Source organism: Acinetobacter sp. GQ146, from assembly GCF_059758585.1.
Window position 1 is genome coordinate 188784 of record NZ_JCAXDV010000005.1, and the last position, 17832, is coordinate 206615.

Annotated in this window: 17 protein-coding genes; 12 read left to right on the forward strand and 5 right to left on the reverse strand. The window is 41.0% G+C overall.

Features of this window, described 5'->3' with window-relative positions; translation table 11 throughout:
• The first annotated feature begins 312 nt into the window (after window positions 1-312).
• The 5 genes from cydP to AC6CHI_RS10410 are packed head-to-tail and all read left to right on the forward strand — an operon-like array spanning window position 313 to window position 3660.
• Window positions 313-504, forward strand: a complete 192-nt coding sequence (gene cydP / locus AC6CHI_RS10390) for a cytochrome oxidase putative small subunit CydP (protein ID WP_498121142.1) — start codon at window positions 313-315, stop codon at window positions 502-504.
• A complete protein-coding gene (locus AC6CHI_RS10395; RefSeq protein WP_498121143.1) occupies window positions 504-2090 on the forward strand; it encodes a cytochrome ubiquinol oxidase subunit I in 1587 nt (528 codons plus the stop codon). Before cydP ends, AC6CHI_RS10395 begins: the two co-directional genes overlap by 1 nt.
• Window positions 2087-3232 (forward strand): cytochrome d ubiquinol oxidase subunit II, encoded by a 1146-nt coding sequence (gene cydB, locus AC6CHI_RS10400; protein ID WP_498121145.1) that lies wholly within the window; start codon window positions 2087-2089, stop codon window positions 3230-3232. The genes AC6CHI_RS10395 and cydB overlap by 4 nt, the downstream gene beginning before the upstream one ends.
• A 23-nt stretch (window positions 3233-3255) precedes the next feature.
• A complete protein-coding gene (gene cydX / locus AC6CHI_RS10405) occupies window positions 3256-3357 on the forward strand; it encodes a cytochrome bd-I oxidase subunit CydX (RefSeq protein ID WP_002120988.1) in 102 nt (33 codons plus the stop codon).
• Between the two features lie 3 nt (window positions 3358-3360).
• Window positions 3361-3660 (forward strand): cyd operon YbgE family protein, encoded by a 300-nt coding sequence (locus AC6CHI_RS10410; protein ID WP_458892193.1) that lies wholly within the window; start codon window positions 3361-3363, stop codon window positions 3658-3660.
• 40 nt (window positions 3661-3700) lie between these two features.
• On the opposite strand, the gene AC6CHI_RS10415 is transcribed toward AC6CHI_RS10410, so the two are convergent.
• The 3 genes from AC6CHI_RS10415 to prmB all read right to left on the reverse strand — a co-directional run bounded on the left by AC6CHI_RS10415 (window position 3701) and on the right by prmB (window position 6464).
• Window positions 3701-4243 carry a GNAT family N-acetyltransferase gene (locus tag AC6CHI_RS10415; RefSeq protein WP_498121146.1) on the reverse strand — a complete coding sequence of 181 codons (543 nt, stop codon included), beginning with the start codon at window positions 4241-4243 and terminating at the stop codon, window positions 3701-3703.
• A 106-nt stretch (window positions 4244-4349) separates the two neighbouring features.
• Entirely contained in the window at window positions 4350-5441 is a 1092-nt protein-coding gene (aroC, locus tag AC6CHI_RS10420) for a chorismate synthase (protein ID WP_458892194.1), read from the reverse strand.
• 12 nt (window positions 5442-5453) lie between these two features.
• Window positions 5454-6464, reverse strand: a complete 1011-nt coding sequence (gene prmB / locus AC6CHI_RS10425) for a 50S ribosomal protein L3 N(5)-glutamine methyltransferase (RefSeq protein ID WP_458892195.1) — start codon at window positions 6462-6464, stop codon at window positions 5454-5456.
• A 282-nt stretch (window positions 6465-6746) separates the two neighbouring features.
• Between prmB and AC6CHI_RS10430 the strand changes: the two genes are divergently transcribed.
• The 5 genes from AC6CHI_RS10430 (at window position 6747) to AC6CHI_RS10450 (ending at window position 11876) form a co-directional block, all read left to right on the forward strand.
• On the forward strand, window positions 6747-7049 hold the full coding sequence (locus AC6CHI_RS10430) for a hypothetical protein (RefSeq protein ID WP_498121148.1): 303 nt from the start codon (window positions 6747-6749) through the stop codon (window positions 7047-7049).
• Window positions 7050-7193: 144 nt separating this feature from the next.
• Window positions 7194-8567, forward strand: coding sequence for an ABC1 kinase family protein (locus AC6CHI_RS10435; RefSeq protein ID WP_498121149.1), 1374 nt, complete (start codon window positions 7194-7196; stop codon window positions 8565-8567).
• 231 nt (window positions 8568-8798) lie between these two features.
• Entirely contained in the window at window positions 8799-10085 is a 1287-nt protein-coding gene (locus AC6CHI_RS10440) for an acyl-CoA dehydrogenase family protein (RefSeq protein ID WP_498121246.1), read from the forward strand.
• A gap of 21 nt (window positions 10086-10106) precedes the next feature.
• Window positions 10107-11306 (forward strand): acyl-CoA dehydrogenase family protein, encoded by a 1200-nt coding sequence (locus AC6CHI_RS10445; protein WP_498121150.1) that lies wholly within the window; start codon window positions 10107-10109, stop codon window positions 11304-11306.
• An 84-nt stretch (window positions 11307-11390) separates the two neighbouring features.
• The gene (locus AC6CHI_RS10450; RefSeq protein ID WP_458892199.1) at window positions 11391-11876 is read left to right on the forward strand and encodes a GNAT family N-acetyltransferase; all 486 of its coding nucleotides are present in this window, start codon (window positions 11391-11393) and stop codon (window positions 11874-11876) included.
• Between the two features lie 74 nt (window positions 11877-11950).
• On the opposite strand, the gene AC6CHI_RS10455 is transcribed toward AC6CHI_RS10450, so the two are convergent.
• On the reverse strand, window positions 11951-13150 hold the full coding sequence (locus AC6CHI_RS10455; RefSeq protein ID WP_498121248.1) for an alkane 1-monooxygenase: 1200 nt from the start codon (window positions 13148-13150) through the stop codon (window positions 11951-11953).
• A gap of 205 nt (window positions 13151-13355) precedes the next feature.
• Between AC6CHI_RS10455 and AC6CHI_RS10460 the strand changes: the two genes are divergently transcribed.
• Window positions 13356-14279, forward strand: coding sequence for an AraC family transcriptional regulator (locus AC6CHI_RS10460; RefSeq protein WP_498121151.1), 924 nt, complete (start codon window positions 13356-13358; stop codon window positions 14277-14279).
• Here the strand turns inward: AC6CHI_RS10460 and lpxB are convergent.
• Complete coding sequence (gene lpxB, locus AC6CHI_RS10465) at window positions 14269-15468, reverse strand: lipid-A-disaccharide synthase (protein WP_498121153.1); 1200 nt, start codon at window positions 15466-15468, stop codon at window positions 14269-14271. The two genes, AC6CHI_RS10460 and lpxB, sit on opposite strands and share 11 nt — an antisense overlap.
• Window positions 15469-15690: 222 nt before the next feature.
• On the opposite strand from lpxB, the gene AC6CHI_RS10470 reads away from it, so the two are divergent.
• Entirely contained in the window at window positions 15691-17790 is a 2100-nt protein-coding gene (locus tag AC6CHI_RS10470) for a TonB-dependent siderophore receptor (RefSeq protein WP_498121155.1), read from the forward strand.
• Window positions 17791-17832: the final 42 nt, after the last annotated feature.

A 17832-nucleotide genomic window follows, 5' to 3' on the forward strand; every position in this document is an offset into this window, starting at 1 on the left:
TAAATAGACTAAACCGTAATCCGATCTTTTTAGTATAGTTTAATAATTGGTCTATTTTTTAATAGACTAAAACAGTTGGATTTAATTTTTTAAATATAAGTATTTTTGTCGGGTTTATTTTTATTAAAACACAAGCGTTTTACTCAGAAATAAATACACATTACTTAGAATAAAATTAAAGCCACTACACTCATAAGATACTGATTTAAAAAGTTAAAATAATATATTTTTATTTTAACTGTTCTACCTATTTATTTTTTGTATAAATTTGTTTAATAATATCCAGTAAGTTATAAAAATAGGCTTATTTCCATGAGCTTAATTCCCAAAGATTTTAACCAACGTTTAGTTCGTGAAATAATGATCATTTTAATAATTAAGGTCGTTATCTTACTCACCATTAAACATATCTGGTTTGATGCTCCTACCATTCCCAAAAACTTTGACAATCAAGTTGCTGAGCGTATTGCTGGCAGTCCTTCCCAAATCAAGGAGACACGTTGATGATTTCTGAAAGCGTGGTCGATCTTTCGCGGTTCCAATTTGCAATGACCGCGATGTATCACTTTATTTTCGTTCCACTTACTCTTGGTCTGGCTTTTATTCTTGCCATTATGGAAACGACTTACGTCATTTCTGGTAAAGAAATTTATAAAGATATGACCAAATTCTGGGGAAAACTCTTCGGTATTAACTTCGCACTCGGGGTAACGACGGGGTTGACCATGGAGTTCCAGTTCGGTACGAACTGGGCTTATTATTCGCACTATGTTGGGGATATTTTTGGTGCACCTCTCGCAATTGAAGGTTTAATGGCATTCTTCTTAGAATCCACTTTCATCGGTCTATTTTTCTTCGGTTGGGATCGACTCACCAAAGTGCAGCATTTAGCTGTAACATGGTTAGTTGCTCTAGGTTCGAACATGTCCGCACTTTGGATTCTGGTTGCAAACGGCTGGATGCAGAACCCGGTTGGTTCTAAATTCAACTACGAAACCATGCGTATGGAGCTGGTAGATTTCGGGGCACTGATTTTTAACCCTGTAGCACAAGTGAAGTTCGTGCATACCGTTTCAGCTGGTTATGTAACAGGTGCAATTTTTGTTTTAGCCATCTCAAGCTACTACTTATTGAAAAAACGTGATGTTCCATTTGCACGCCGTTCTTTCGCCATTGCCGCTATTTTCGGCCTTGCATCAACCCTCTCTGTTATTTTACTTGGTGACGAATCGGGTTATGAACTGGGTGATGTGCAAAAGACTAAACTCGCTGCGATTGAAGCAGAATGGGATACTCATCCTGCACCAGCACCATTTACTTTATTCGGTATTCCAAATAAAGAAACCATGACCACTGATTATGCGATTAAAGTTCCATATGTCATGGGAATTATTGCGACACGTTCAACCACTAAAGAAGTAACCGGTATTAAAGACCTTTTAGTTCAACATGAAGAACGTATCCGTAATGGTATGGTTGCCTACTCTCAGCTCGAGAAACTGCGTGCTGGTGATACATCTCCTGAACTTAAAGCAGCTTTTGAACAAACTCAAAAAGATTTAGGCTACGGTCTACTTTTGAAAAAATATACACCGAATGTTGTAGATGCTTCTGAAGCACAAATTAAATCTGCTGCTTTAGATACGATTCCACATGTACCAAGTTTGTTCTGGGCATTCCGTGCAATGGTTGCATCTGGTTTCTTAATGTTATTGCTGTTTGTTTTAGCCACTTTTGCAGTCGCTAAACGTAATGCGGAAAACAAACCGTGGTTACTTAAATTTGCATTGTTTGCATTACCATTACCTTGGATCGCAGCTCAAACTGGTTGGTATGTTGCGGAAGTTGGTCGTCAACCTTGGACCATTGGTGAAGTATTACCAACTCACTTATCTGCATCGACTTTAACAACTGCAGACATTTGGGGTTCTATTACTGCCCTCGCAACTTTCTACACAGTGCTTCTTATTATTGAAATGTACTTGATGATTAAATTCTCTCGTCTTGGTCCTAGTGCGCTTCATACTGGGAAATACCACTTCGAAAAAAATGCTGTACAAAATAACCCTGTTGAGGAGGCTCAATCATGATCGAATATGAACTTCTCAAAATTATTTGGTGGGTGTTGGTTGGTGTATTACTGATTGGCTTCGCACTCACTGATGGTTTCGATATGGGCTCGATGGCACTCATGCCATTCGTAGGTAAAACAGATGAAGAACGCCGTGCTGCAATCAATACGATTGCACCGCACTGGGATGGCAACCAAGTTTGGTTCATTACTGCAGGCGGTGCATTATTTGCAGCATGGCCTATGGTGTATGCGACAGCATTCTCTGGCATGTATTGGGCACTACTCTTGGTCTTATTTGCGCTGTTTTTAAGACCTGTAGGCTTCGACTACCGATCTAAACTGGAAAATACACAGTGGCGTACCGCTTGGGACTGGGGCTTATGTGTCGGTGGTGCAGTACCTGCACTCGTGTTCGGAGTGGCTTTTGGTAATATGTTCCTTGGTGTACCTTTTACCTTAGATGAAACTGTACGTTCAACGTATACGGGTAGCTTCTTTGCCTTACTCAACCCATTTGCTTTGGTCTGCGGTATTGTGAGCTTATCAATGCTTTCGGCTCATGGCGGTGCTTGGTTAATGCTGCGTACTGATGGCGAACTTAGAAAACGTTCTGCGAAAGCAACTCAATTAATGGGCATTATTTTCTTAGTCTGCTTCCTTGCAGCAGGCGCATGGCTATATTTCGGTGGTATTCAAGGTTATACCCTTGCTACACCTTTTGATACGAATGGTGTTGCAAACCCATTGGCTAAAGAAGTCATTACCAATGCTAACTCAGGTTGGATGAACAACTACTCAACTTACCCTATCACCATTATTGCTCCAGTTTTAGCGATTCTTGGTGGGTTAATTGTGATCCTTGCGGCAGGTAAAGATAAAGCAGGCCTATCTTTCTTAGGGACTTCTTTCTCTGTGATTGGTGCAATCTTAACGGCTGGTTTTGCGCTGTTCCCATTCCTTATGCCTTCAAGCATTAACCCTGTTGCAAGCTTGACCATGTGGGATGCTGTTTCAAGTCAAACCACCTTAACTGTTATGACAGTTGCAGCATGTATTTTCGTACCCATCATTTTGGGCTACACCACTTGGTGTTACTACAAAATGTGGGGCGTGATTACCAAAAAACATATTCAAGAGAATTCACATAGCCTGTACTAAGGCAATGCTTAGGAGAATAAATTATGTGGTATTTTGCCTGGATTCTCGGTATTTTGATGGCATGCTTTGCTGGCGTACTCAGCGCCCTCTATATCGAGCATCATCAAGATTTAGATGAGGAATAAACAATGACGGAAGTAGCAATGACAACAGAGCAATCGCAAAAACCAAATAAATTGGTCATGGCCGTATCCTTTTTGTTGGCATTGCCGCTTGCTGCGGTGTTATTAGTACACCCAAGTGCAATGCTCGATGCCAATGGTGAATATAGTCACCGTGCCATGATGTTAATTATGATTGGTATTTCAGGTGGCTTTGTTTACGGTGTTGGTTTCATTCCTCGCTTTTGGCTGTGGAAGTGGCTGTTTAGCCCCTTCATCGCTTGGCCACTCATGCTATGGGGCTATTACACTTGGTTCCTTGCTTAATAAAAAAGCCCTCATGATTGAGGGCTTTTTTTATAGCTTGTCAAAATTCAGTTTTTTTCTTAATGAGTTGCAGTAGTTCAATATGCATAAACGGCTGTCCGACATTAGCATCTAGGGGATAAGCTTGTTTATGTGCTGTCGGACTATAACCACGGCGTTGATAATACGCGATTAGCTCTGTACGAATATCAAGTACATACATCACATATATATGAAGCTCTGGCTGTACCAACAATGCCTGTTTCTCTGCAAAAGATAAAACGACCTTACCAATTCCTGTATTTTGAAAAGTTGGATCTACACAGAAAGTTCCGATCTCCACCTCATCATAATTAAAAGTTAAACCAATACTCGCAACTATTCTTGAGCTTGCTGGATCGATATCTATTTCAGCAACATATAAATGAAAACTTTTATCTTCCAAAGCTTCTCGTAGTTGTTGCTCATTAATTCTTAGACCAGAAACATACTTCGCTTCATTACTCCAACTATATGGAGAGTCTTCTCGATAAGCTTGATTGATTAAATCTAGAAGTCGAGGTAAATCTGTTAAAACCGCTTTGCGAAATTGTAATGCATGCATACCTATCCCCTGTAAATTTTATAATCTAATTTTTATTTATGCTTAGGCTATTTTATTTGGACGTAATAAAAAGCCAGTTTGTTGCAAACTGGCTTAATGCTAAAAATTACGGTGCAATTGGTGCAAATGGTGCAACCACATCAGCATTTTGAGCACGATGACGCATGAAATGATCCATCAGTACGATTGCAAACATTGCTTCTGCAATCGGTGTGGCACGTACACCCACGCAAGGATCATGACGCCCTTTAGTCAATACGTCCGTATCTTCACGTTCAATATTAATCGTTTTACCTGGCGTAGTAATACTGGCCGTTGGTTTGAGTGCAATCGCAACACGAATAGTCTGACCACTTGAAATACCACCGAGAATTCCACCAGCATGATTGGCCAAGAAACCGTCTGTGGTTAATTCATCACGAGTCTCATGACCAAACTGTTCTGCTACGGCAAAACCATCACCAATTTCAACGCCTTTGACCGCATTAATCGACATCATCGCATGAGCAATATCGGCATCTAAACGGTCAAATACTGGTTCACCCCAACCCACTGGAACTTTTTCAGCCAGAATTTCTAATTTAGCGCCACAGCTTGTGCCTTGCTCACGTAAAGAAGTTACGAGTGCTTCAAAACGTGGCACAGCATCAACATCGCCACAGAAAAATGGGTTGTTTGGAACTTCATTCCAATCTAACTTTTCGGCTTTCTCTGTACCAATTTGTGTCACATGACCGCGAATCACAATACCAAATTTTTCAGCAAGATATTTTTTTGCAATTGCACCCGCAGCCACACGCATTGCCGTTTCACGCGCACTTGAGCGTCCGCCACCACGGTAATCACGAAAGCCGTATTTTTGCGTATAGGTATAGTCGGCATGACCAGGACGGAAAGTTTGCGCAATATTGCCATAATCTTTGGACTTTTGGTCAGTATTACGAATTAGCAATCCAATTGGCGTGCCTGTCGTTTTACCCTCAAATACCCCTGAAATAATTTCGACTTCATCAGGCTCTTTACGTTGGGTCGCAAACTTTGACGTCCCCGGTTTACGGCGATCTAAATCTTTTTGCAAATCTTCAGCAGAAAGCTCTAGGCCTGGCGGTACACCATCCACAATCGCCATCAAGCCTACGCCATGAGATTCACCACAGGTCGTTACACGGAAGAGCTGTCCAATACTATTACCTGCCATGTTCACGACTCCTTATGCTTGAACAGATTGAATGAATAAATCACGGAATTCACGACATTGTGCTGCTGTTAAAGCAAAGATGCCTGAACCACCTTTCTGGAATTTTAACCAATGGAAATCAATGGTATTAAAGTTTTGTTTCATCGCCCATTCAGAATTACCCACTTCAATAACAATTAAGCCATCTTCAGTTAAGTAATCTGCTGCTTGAGCCAGCATTTTACGCACTAAATCTAAACCGTCTTGTCCCGCAGCCAATGCCAATTCTGGCTCATGACGGAATTCATCAGGTAAATCAGCCATGTCTTCAGCATCTACATAAGGCGGATTAGAGACAATTAAATCATACTGATTTTCAGCAGGAATTTTAGCGAACAAGTCAGACTCTAATAACGCTACTTGATATTGTTTATCATGATGTTCAGCATTAATTGAAGCAACTTCTAATGCTTCTTTTGAAATATCGGTTGCATCCACTTCTGAATCTGGGAATGCATACGCCAAGGCAATCGCGATACAGCCTGAACCCGTACACATATCTAAAATACGTTGTGGTGTTTTAGGTTGAGTATTGACTGGAAGATTATTGTCCGCTGCACGCATTTCGCCATTTTCATCTAGGCAATACGGTGCAAAGCGGTTTTCAATCAGTTCAGCAATTGGTGAACGCGGAATCAATACGCGCTCATCTACATAAAACGGTTTATTAAAGAAATAGGCTAAATTCAACAAATAAGAAGTTGGCACTTTTTCATTGATACGGCGCTCTAAAAGTGCGAGAAATTCAGCTTTTTCACTTGGTAGCAGTTTAGAGTCGAGAATTTCTGAATCTGCATTCCATTCTAAAGATAAAGTCTGTAATACCAAGGCAGAACTTTCTGCAAAAAAGTCTTCTGTACCTTGACCTAAGTGTGCATCGTATTGACGTAATGCTGTCACCCCAAAACGGATAAAATCACGGATAGTTGTCAGGGTTTCAGCTGCTTCCTGTAAATGTTCAGGGCTAATAGTCGGTCGATCCACTTAGGGCGTCTCCAAGGTCATTTTCATAAAAACGGCTTATGATACCTTGTTTTTCCTGATTTTATAATGCTTAACTTTGTTTCTGCTTTATTTCATTCCATTTTTCAGCCACATGCAATTCAATACAATTTTTCCAGTGCAGGTTCAGTTCAGGAATTTGTTGCAAGATACAAAAAGCTCAAACATAAAGATACAAAACACTCACCAATCACTCGAAATGCAACTTGAAACCTGTTGGATCGCGTCTTATATATAAAGGCACTATTTACTCTTATTCTCACTATGAGCTACAAGCACAACAACCTGATGGCCATGCGCCAAAACTTTTGGAATGATGAATCTTCCTCAATTCAATCGGAAAAATTATTTTTACTGCAGCAACTCTCTGAACAACAAGTCTTTAATCAACCCACATTAGATGACGCCAAATATTTATTTTTTAGCTTACCCAGTATTGTGATCGTGAAAGGTTATGCTCATGGTTTTAGCCATATCAGCGTACAGGAAATGATTAGCACTTATATTCAGACGCATAAATTGCAACTTTCTAGAAAAGAAAGCCTCAAGATTAAATTTCACATGTAATGATTTTTATTCAACGTTAAAACCGAGTGTAAATTTAAAATTAACTGAGTCATTCAGCAACTTGAACTTTTTTAATACGTGAAGACACGTTAATATCCGTTACAATTAACTTTTCTGTGAATTGCTGATTAAGGATTGCATTGAATGTCAGATCAGAACGATAAGCTCAAACAACTGAAAACCTCCTCTATGGATCGTCGCTTATCTATTGCAAAAGCATCCTTACTGGCTGGGACACGTTGGGCAGCTTCAAACGCGACATCCATGTTTTCCAGCGAAGCTGAAAAAGAAAAAAAGCGTAAAAGAGCCATGAAAGAACAAGCCGACTATTTGGTGGCTGAAATTGGCAAACTGAAAGGTTCAATTGTGAAAATTGGGCAAATGATGGCGCTGTATGGCGAGCATTTTTTACCTGAAGAAATCACACAAGCCTTAAATACGCTGAATAATCAAACTGTCGCCTTGGCTTGGCCTGCAATCAAGCATCATTTAGAGCAGCAGTTGGGCGAGAAAATTCATGAATTGACGATTGATCATGAACCATTAGGCACCGCTTCACTGGCTCAAGTTCACCGTGCGACACGTAAATCTGATGGATTAGAATTGGTACTTAAGATTCAATATCCTGGTGTGGCTGATGCCATTGATTCAGATATGAGCCTGTTCAAGAATATGTTGAAGCTCACGCGCATGGTTCCGCAAACCCGTGAGTTTGACCAATGGTTTGAAGAAGTTCGCGACATGATGCATCGTGAAGTGAATTATGATATTGAAGCCGCCACAACTCGACGTTTTGCCGAGCGCCTAAAAGAGGATCCGCGTTATATCGTGCCTGAAATCGTCGATGAGTTTTGTACCGACCAAATTTTGTGCATGACCTTTGAACGTGGTGTGCCAATTAATAGTCCTGTGATGCTGTCTTTACCACAAGACCGTCGTAACCGTTTAGGTGAAGCCTCTTTAGAAATTGCGGTAAGAGAAATTTTTGAATGGGGTGAAATGCAAACCGATCCGAACTTTGGCAACTATTTGGTTCGCCTAGGAGATGGTGAGCAACAACCTGATCAAATCGTATTGTTGGACTTTGGCGCGATTCGTCAGTTCGATCAACACCTCTTAAGTGTGGCAAGAAATTTAATTCATGCGGGTTATCAGCACGATCCGCAAGCCATGGTCAATGCCATGACGGGCTATGAGTTTTTTGACTCTATTCCTCAAAGTATTAAGCCAGATATGGCAAAAGTGTTTTTACTGGCCACCGAAGCTTTTAGCTGCCCTGCCAATAATAAAGAACTTCCCGCTGGCGTTATGGATGAACAATATCGTTATGACTGGAAAAAAAGCCAACTCCATAGTCGAGTGATGCAACAAGCGTCTAAATCAATGGCTTCACGCTATTTTAGTGTTCCACCCAAAGAGTTTATGTTTATAAGTCGCAAGTTTATTGGGGCTTATACTTTTATGACGGTAATTGATGCCAAGACCAATGTCCGCGATATGATTAAATCATTCATTTAATAGTTTGGACTAGAATGACCATCGCGTCATTCTAGTCAACTGCTTCCTTACCCTACATCCTGATCGCTTTATAATTCGCATAAAAATCAAAATCTTAAGTTAATATTAAAATTTAATTTACCGTTTATCTTTGACAATCTTACATGTCAACAATGACATAGTTTTTTAAACAGCCACATGTCAGCATAAAAATAGCAATCCTGCACATATGGAATGAAAATAATGACAAATATGGTGAATAAAGCTCAGGGACTAGGCTTGTCGCTGATTACGAAAATTGCAGGCAGTGATGTCCTTGATCAGCTTAAACTGAGAAAATTTGTAGAAAAATCTTTATATCAAGGTTCAAAAACAAGTTTCAAAACACTGAGTCAAACACAAAAATTATTCACTAAAACTGAGCAGCATCCTAGGCAACGTTTATCTAATCAATCAAAAGCTTTGTTTGATCTGAACTTGACTGAAGAGCAGCAACTGACATGTGATGCCATGAGCCAATTTGCTTCAGAAGTCCTTTATTCGCTTGCACATCAGGCAGATCATGAAGAAAAATTTCCTGAAGTTTTATGGCAACACCTACAAGACTTGGGGCTGAATTATTATGCCTTACCCGAAGCCTTGGGCGGTGTTGCTACTGAAAAAGACATTGTCAGCCACATTCTCATCGCAGAACATTTGGCCAAAGGTGACTTTAGCTTAACTGCTGGCATGCTTTCTACTTTTAGTGTGATTAACGCCATGACTCAGTGGGGATCGCCTCAAGTTCAAGCTACCTATCTTAAGGCTTTTGCAGAGGATGATCGCATCCGTGCCAGCTTTGCTGTACAAGAAAATACCCCTGCTTTTAATCCACACAAACTTAAAACCAAAGCACAATGGGTGAATCAGCAATTTGTAATTCAGGGCGAAAAAACTTTGGTATTGCTTGGAGAAAGTGCCGATCTATTTTTGGTCAGCGCAGAATATCTCGGACAGCCTGAAATTTTTGTGGTGAAACGTGATGCCACTATAACTGCTAAAAAATGCCCTGCTATGGGTTTAAAAGCCACTGAAACCATGACCTTACATTTTAACCAGACCCCTGCTGAACTGCTGGGAGATGATGATTTTGATTATGCGGCATTTATCGATTTAGGCAATTTAATGTGGTGTGCCATGGCTGTCGGTACATGTGAAGCGGTGAAACACTATTGTATTCAATATGCCAATGAGCGAACGGCCTTTGGCGAACCCATCTCACACCGTCAAAGTGTGGCATTTATGATTGCAGATATGGCCATTGAAATTGATGCCATGCGCATGCTGGTTTTGAATGCAGCAAGCTTGGCAGAAGCTGGGCAAGATTTTCATCGAGAAGCCTATTTAGCCCGCTTACTCTGCGCTGAAAAGTCCATGAAAATTGGCACCGATGGTGTACAAATTTTAGGGGGACACGGCTTTACCAAAGAACATCCAGTAGAACGCTGGTACCGCGATTTACGTGCAACTGCAATTCTGCATTCTGGCTTACACGCTTAAAATAATTAAAAGGCATCCTGCATGAACTTACAAAATCCTAAAAAATTCAAAATTTTATTAGATCAGGCTCACGAAGTCGCACTTAATGTACTTAGACCCATTTCACGTAAATACGATAAAGCTGAACATGCCTACCCTAAAGAATTAGATATGTTGGCATCCCTGTTGGATGGCATGAATGATGGCGGTGAAGGAATTAATGCTGGTGCTGCTGTAGGCAAGCGTGGTACGCAAGATGATAGCAATAAAAATGGCGTCAATATGTCTACCGCCTTAGGAATTGTAGAAATGTGTTATGGCGATACAGGATTACTGCTTTCCATGCCACGACAAGGACTGGGCAATTCAGCGATTGCCGCAGTGGCAAATGATGAGCAATTGGAACGCTTTAAGGGTACTTGGGCGGCAATGGCGATTACCGAGCCGAATTGTGGTTCAGATTCAGCAGCCATCCGCACCACAGCAAGCAAAGATGGGAACGACTACATTTTGAATGGCGAAAAAATATTTGTCACTTCTGGAGCACGTGCTGACTCTGTAGTCGTCTGGGCGACACTGGACAAAAAGCTAGGGCGTGCCGCCATTAAATCTTTTGTGGTGCCTAAAGGTACAGCCGGCATGACTGTTGAGCGTTTAGAACACAAACTGGGCATCAAAGCCTCGGATACTGCAGTGATTCGCTTCGACCAATGTCGTGTACCAGCTGAAAATCTCCTCGGCAATGCAGACATTGATATGGCCAAGGGTTTTGCAGGGGTGATGGAAACCTTTGACAACACCCGCCCTCTGGTGGCAGCTATGGCCATTGGTTGTGCCAAAGCATCACTGCAACGCATCAAAGAGATTTTTCAGGATCAACTTGACCCACACTATGCAACCCCCTATCTACAATGTTCGAATCTGGTGGCACAAATTCATAAGATGGAAGCCGAATGGGAGGCGGCTCGGCTCCTGATGTTAAAAGCGACATGGATGGCAGATAACAAAATGCCAAATTCCAAAGAAGCCTCCATAGCAAAAGCGAAAGCAGGACGCGTAGGTAATGAGATTACCCTGAAATGTGTTGAACTCGCAGCATCTGTCGGCTATACCGAAACCGAACTTTTAGAGAAATGGGCACGTGATTCAAAAATCTTGGATATTTTTGAAGGTACACAGCAAATTCAACAACTCATTATTGCCCGACGTGAACTTGGAAAAAGCTCTAGTGAGTTGAAATAATTTTCTATCTACGTCCTGTCCCACCATACAAACGATGGATTTTTTGTTATAACAATCCATCGTTTATCATATTCACCTCAATCCATGTTTCAAATTCGCCCCATTCAAGAACGAGATAATGCCCGAATCGCACAAATTATCCGTGAAGTTTCCAAAGAATATGGACTTGCCGCAGAGTCCGGTTTTGCCGTTGCCGATCCAATTTTAGATAATTTATATCAGGTCTATAGTCAGCCGAATGCTCAATACTGGGTGATCGAAAATACACAAGGTGAGATTTTAGGTGGTGGTGGATTGTCTCCACTCCAAGGGGATAGCGAAACACTTGAAATTCAAAAGATGTACTTTTTACCAGAACTTCGTGGACATGGCTTAGCCAAACAACTCCTTGAACAATGCTTTACATTTGCTCAAGCACATCACTATGCATGCTGTTATTTGGAAACAACCTCATCGCTATGGCAAGCCGTAAAACTTTATGAAAAATTAGGATTTCAACATTTACAAGCCCCCAAAGGCCATACCGGTCACAGCCACGCCTGTGAAATCTGGATGGAAAAAACACTCTAGCCACCATGCAAAAATGACATCAATTGCCCCCATTGATGTCATTCAAACTTGAGGCTGAGCGGTATAGCGCATGCTTATGGATGAAGCAATTGATCCCTCATTGCAAACTTTTTAAAAATTTTAGCACGGCGTTTTGGATGAATATTGGCTTTATTTAAATCACCCTCATAATGATCAAAAACGCGTTGATCCATGATTTTAAACCACAGTGGTGGAATCATCGCGGGTAACAGCATACTGGCATAACCGCTTGGCAGCTCGGGGGCTTCATCAAAGTGGCGCAAAGCTTGAAATGGCCGCGTTGGGTAAGCATGGTGATCCGAATGACGCTGTAATTGATATAAAAATAAGTTAGTTACAATATTGTTGTTATTCCAGCTATGCTCCGGCATGGTCCGTACATATTTTCCATTTTCATCTTTTTGGCGCAGTAAGCCATAATGTTCAATATAATTAATGATTTCAAATAAACTGATGCCATATAAAGCTTGAGTCGCTAAATAAGGAAGAATGCCCACACCGAACATTTTAATCATACTGGCATGAAATGTGGCACTCATGCCCCAGCCTTGTAACAATTCATTGTCCTTAGACCAAAAGGTTTTCCCTTTGCGTTTCAGACGATTACTTTCAATGTTGATCGCAGAGCGAAATGAGCCGATTACCGTTCTTGGCAAAAACTCATAAAAAGTTTCCCCCATTCGGGAAGAAGCCGGATCCTCTGGAGTCGCTGCACGTTTATGATGACCATAAGGATGCTCGACCCGAAAGTGATTATAGCCGGTGGGCACCAGTGCCAAATGCGACAAAATATGATCCAGTCGATGGGATTTATGACTTAACTCGTGGGCCGTATTGACGGCAATCCCATTAATTGCCCCCATGGAAATACCCAATAATATTTTATCGACGAAGGATGTTTGCTGACGTCCAACTAAATAACAGGCATAAATATTTGCAGCGTACTGTAGCGGAATGAAGGTTTTTACTAAACGTGAGTAATACGGGTCTTGTTCAAGTAGCTGCACATCCTCGGTACTGGGATTATTGTTATCTTGACCAATCAGCGCGTCTATGGCTGGAATAATGACGTGTAATAATATTGGCCCACCTAAAGCAAAGGCTTTCTTCAGGGGGCGTGGTGCAAATTGGTACCCCGCTAGAATTCCCAAGCCAATTACTGGTAAGGCAGGGCTAATCGCCCACAAATAGCGTTTTTTATCTAAAGCTAAACCTTTTTTCTTTGCTAATGGCAGTCCATTCTGTTCAGTCATTTTTACTGTTGCATTCATCTGCAATACTTTCCTTCTTATTTTGTTATCTATATATTTTCCTAATTCAAGCTGCTTCAACAGTTGTCAGCGTCCAAAATAACTGCGCCAAAGTCTTTGGCTTAAAATGATATAGAATGACCCAAAAGCACATATAAAATATTTAGAAAATTTTTATATTTCACTTAATTAAACAGCAAGATAAGACATGGATGCACTGAGTAAAATTTTTGATGATATTCATCTCAATAAGTCGGAATATATCTATTTAAAGGCACAAGGTGACTGGTGTATTTACTATCAGGACCAGAGTGCCATGGTTGCTTATGTCATGGTGAGCGGAAAAGCCATAATTGAATTAGATGGATCTACACAGGTTCAAGCCTATGCTGGAGATTTAATCCTGATTCCTTCTGGAGTCAGTCATACTGCATTTAACACACATCATCCCTTTGTGGATACTCTGAATATCACCCACCGCTTTGATGAAACAGGTGAAAAAAGTATTGAATTTGGCAGTGGTCAAGGTGAGCAAACGGTCATCTTGGCAATCCGCTGCCATATGGACAGTATGATGGCGCGTCCGTTATTAAATGCCCTACCGCACTATATTCATTTACATCAGCTTAATGGTCAAAGCATTCCAGAATGGCTGCAAATTGGTCTTCAGTTTTTAGCAGTAGAAACCTTTAAATTACAGCCAGGACGCGACAAAATCTTGGATCATTTAGTCAGTATTTTCTTTATTGAATGTGTCAGAGATTACATCTTGCAATCACAGGATGGTCAAAACTGGTTAAGTGCTTTATCCCATCCCGAGCTTTCCAATGCCTTAGCTGCAATTCATGGACACCCGCAACAAGCGTGGACGGTAGAAACGCTTGCCGAACAGTGCTGTATGTCTCGTTCCAAATTTGCACAACTTTTTAGCCAAATGGTTGGAGAAACACCGCTTGCCTATTTGCAACAACATCGGCTTCGGGTTGCCTCTCGCTACCTCAGGCACGGACAATACAACATTCAGCAAATTGCACACTTGGTTGGCTACGCCTCAGAAACAGCATTCAGTCAAAGTTTTAAAAAACAATTTGAAGTAACCCCAAGTCAATATCGACAACAATTTATGCAGTAGTTGCAGCGTTATTGCCCGAATTCAGCAAGTTTAAAATGGCCTGTACTGGATCTTCACTATTGCCTGAGAGTAACTGTTTATGCATGGTAATATGCTGCATAACTTGAATTTGCGACACCTCAATGTTCATTAGTTTTTCAATTTCATGGGCTAAATTCTCAGGTGTCGCATCATTTTGAATGAGCTCTCGAATTACTTTTTTACCCGCAATAATATTCGGCAATGAATAATAAGGAATCTTTATTAATAATTTCGCAATAAAATACGTCAAAGAATTGAGCTTATAAAATGTCACCATGGGACGATGTAACAACATGGCTTCCAACGTGGCGGTTCCTGACGCCAAAGCAACAATATTCGCAGCATTCATGACCTGACGACCAATTTTCGATTCGGTGTCACTATTTTCCAATAAATGGACTTTAGCGCGGAAGGTATCTGAATAATGTTGCAGTAAATGCTCAATCTGCTGTTTACGGGCATCATTAATGGCTGGAATAAGAAACTCATAATCTGGATATTTTTGACTTAGAATCTCTCCCGCTTGTAATACCAATGGCCCTAAACGCTCAACTTCACCACGGCGGCTCCCCGGCAATAAGGCAATATGCTTTTGATTGGTTGCCAAGCCAAGCTCCTGCTTTGCCTCAATCAAATCATTTTTTAATGGCAACTGACTTGCCAAAGGATGCCCTACAAACGCGGCAGTCACATCAAATTTTTTATAAAACGCTTTTTCAAATGGAAATAGACACAGGACTAAATCAATACTGGCTCTAATCCCGTGAACTCGCCCTTGTCGCCATGCCCAAACCGAAGGACTGACGTACTGCACAGTTTTAATTGGTAATTGCTTTTGCTTTAAACTTTTGGAGAGCCGTAAATTAAAATCTGGAGCATCAATTCCAATAAAAACATCCACTGGATTTTTCGACCATTTTTCAACTAGCCCATCACGCACTGCAAATAACTTTTTAATATCTTTTAAGACTTCTACAATGCCCATCACCGATAAAATATCCATGGGATAGTAACTCTGAAATCCTTCAGCGATCATTTGTGGACCACCAATTCCTTCAAACTCAGCATCAATACCTTGCTCACGAAAACTGCGGATTAATTTAGCTCCCAGCGTGTCGCCAGAAACCTCACCGACGACAATGCCTATTTTTAGTTTTTTGTTGTTCAAGACTTTATGCTCTGTTCAAAGTTAAACACCTGAATATTCTAGCATAGCCATGGCATTTGAAAAATTTATGCGAACGGATAAAGCACAAATCTAAACCGCCAACTAAAATCTAATTTAGCCATGAATTTTCTGTATTTAATCTAGATTTACAATAACCTTACAATTGATCATTATTAAAGTTACAAATAATATTAATGATAATTATTTGCATTAACATTAATCATGTCTAAACCAACTGCGCTGTTTAAGTATTCTCTACTGGCTCTCACCATTACCCAGATCAACTTAAGCTATGCTGAAGATGATGTTGCGACCCTCTCCACTATTCAGCTACAAGCAGAAAGCAATAGCGATCAGAGTTCTGAAAAAACCAAAGCCTATACCGTTAAATCAAGTCGTAGTGCTACCAAGCTAAATATAGATGCGCAGGAAACACCGCAAACGGTGAATGTGGTAACGCGTCAGCAAATGGATGACTTTAACCTCACCTCCACACGAGATATTTTAAACAATACCCCAGGGGTGACCGTCACAGGATTAGAAACCAACCGTACGACCTATACGGCGCGTGGTTTTGATATTTCAAATATTCTCGTAGATGGGATTGGGATTCCTCAGGTCGATAGCTATAACTACAATAACAGTGATGCAGATAACTATTTTTACGATCGAGTAGAAGTCGTGAAAGGTGCCGATGCCCTGACCAATGCCCTAGGTGATCCTGGGGCAACTATTAATTATATTCGCAAACGCCCAACCAAAGAGTTTCAAGCCAATGCAGGAATCAGCTATGGCTCTTGGGATACACAACGTTATGAAGCGGATGTTTCAGGTTCACTAACTCAAGATGGACGCTTACGTGGACGTTTAATTGGTTATGAAAAAACTGGAAATTCATATTTAGACCGCTATTCAGAGGAAAAAAATGGTTTCCAAGGGATTCTTGAAGCAGACCTAACGGATAGCACCGTTGCTTCCGTGGGCTATTCCAAAACTCATCAATATGCCAACGGTTCTCAATGGGGCGCATTACCTCTAGTCAATACAGCGGGAGAGCCGTTAAGTTATTCGCGTAGCTATAACTATGCACCGTCCTGGACGTATTATGACTGGGACATAGACAACTATTTTGCCAATATCAAACAACAACTGGCTGGCGACTGGAAATTAAGACTCGGCTACAATCTGAAAGAGTCAGAAGTGCGTGACAAAATGCTGTATTTAAGCGGCTCACCATCTGCAACGGACAATACCTCTGGCATTTATCTCTATCCAGAAATTTACAATCAGAAGTTTAAAGAAACCACCGCCAATGCGGATATTCAAGGGACCTTCCCGCTTTTTGGGCAACGTCATGAAGCCAATATCGGTTATAACTGGTCAAAATATACAGCCCAAAGTGTCTATTCGTATGGCAGCAATTTAGGAACTTATACAACTGATCAAGCCAGCTGGTCACCTGCAGAACCCACGTGGGGCGAGTTCTATACCGCAACACCCGAAGAACGTGTAATGAAATCGGTTTACACTGCTACACGTTTGCATCTTAATGATGATTTGAAACTGCTTCTGGGTGCAAACTATACTGAAATTGACACACTGGAATACAAGGAAGATAAAGTTTCACCTTATGCGGGATTGACCTATAACTTCACACCTGAATATACGGGTTATATGAGCTATACCTCTATCTTCCGACCGCAAACGGTAATTGACCTTGCGACCAAACAAACCGCGGTTCCTGTTGAAGGTGAAAGTTATGAGCTAGGTGTCAAAAGTTCATGGTTAGATGGTGCACTAACAGGGAACTTGGCAATATTTAGAACTGACGAAGATAATTTCGCCTTAAATCCCCTATGGGATGCGACCTATAACAAATACACGTCTGATATTGGCACAGTACGCTCGCAAGGCGTAGAAGTTGGTCTATCTGGAAAAATGACGGATAATCTCGACCTTGTCTTCGGTTTCTCCACATTTAGTCTAAAAAACATGGAATCTGGTGAAAAAGCCCGTGTCAATATTCCAACCCAAACCGTTAACGCTTTAGCATCTTATACCGTACCGCAACTTCCTAAACTCAAACTTGGTGCCAGCGTAAAATGGCAAGATGACATTCAAGACACTTCTTATGCAGCGATTACTCAAGATGCTTATGCTTTATTCAATCTAATGGCAAGCTATGAAGTGAATCCACATGTTTTAGTGCAAGTAAATGGTAATAATTTGACCAATGAAAAGTACCTCACTGGACTTTCTGGTGGACAAGGTTATTACGGTGCTTCTGCAAACTATAACGTTGCTTTAAAATTTAAATATTAAGAAATCCGCCAAGTCTAGCTACTCAGACTTGGCTTTTCTGTA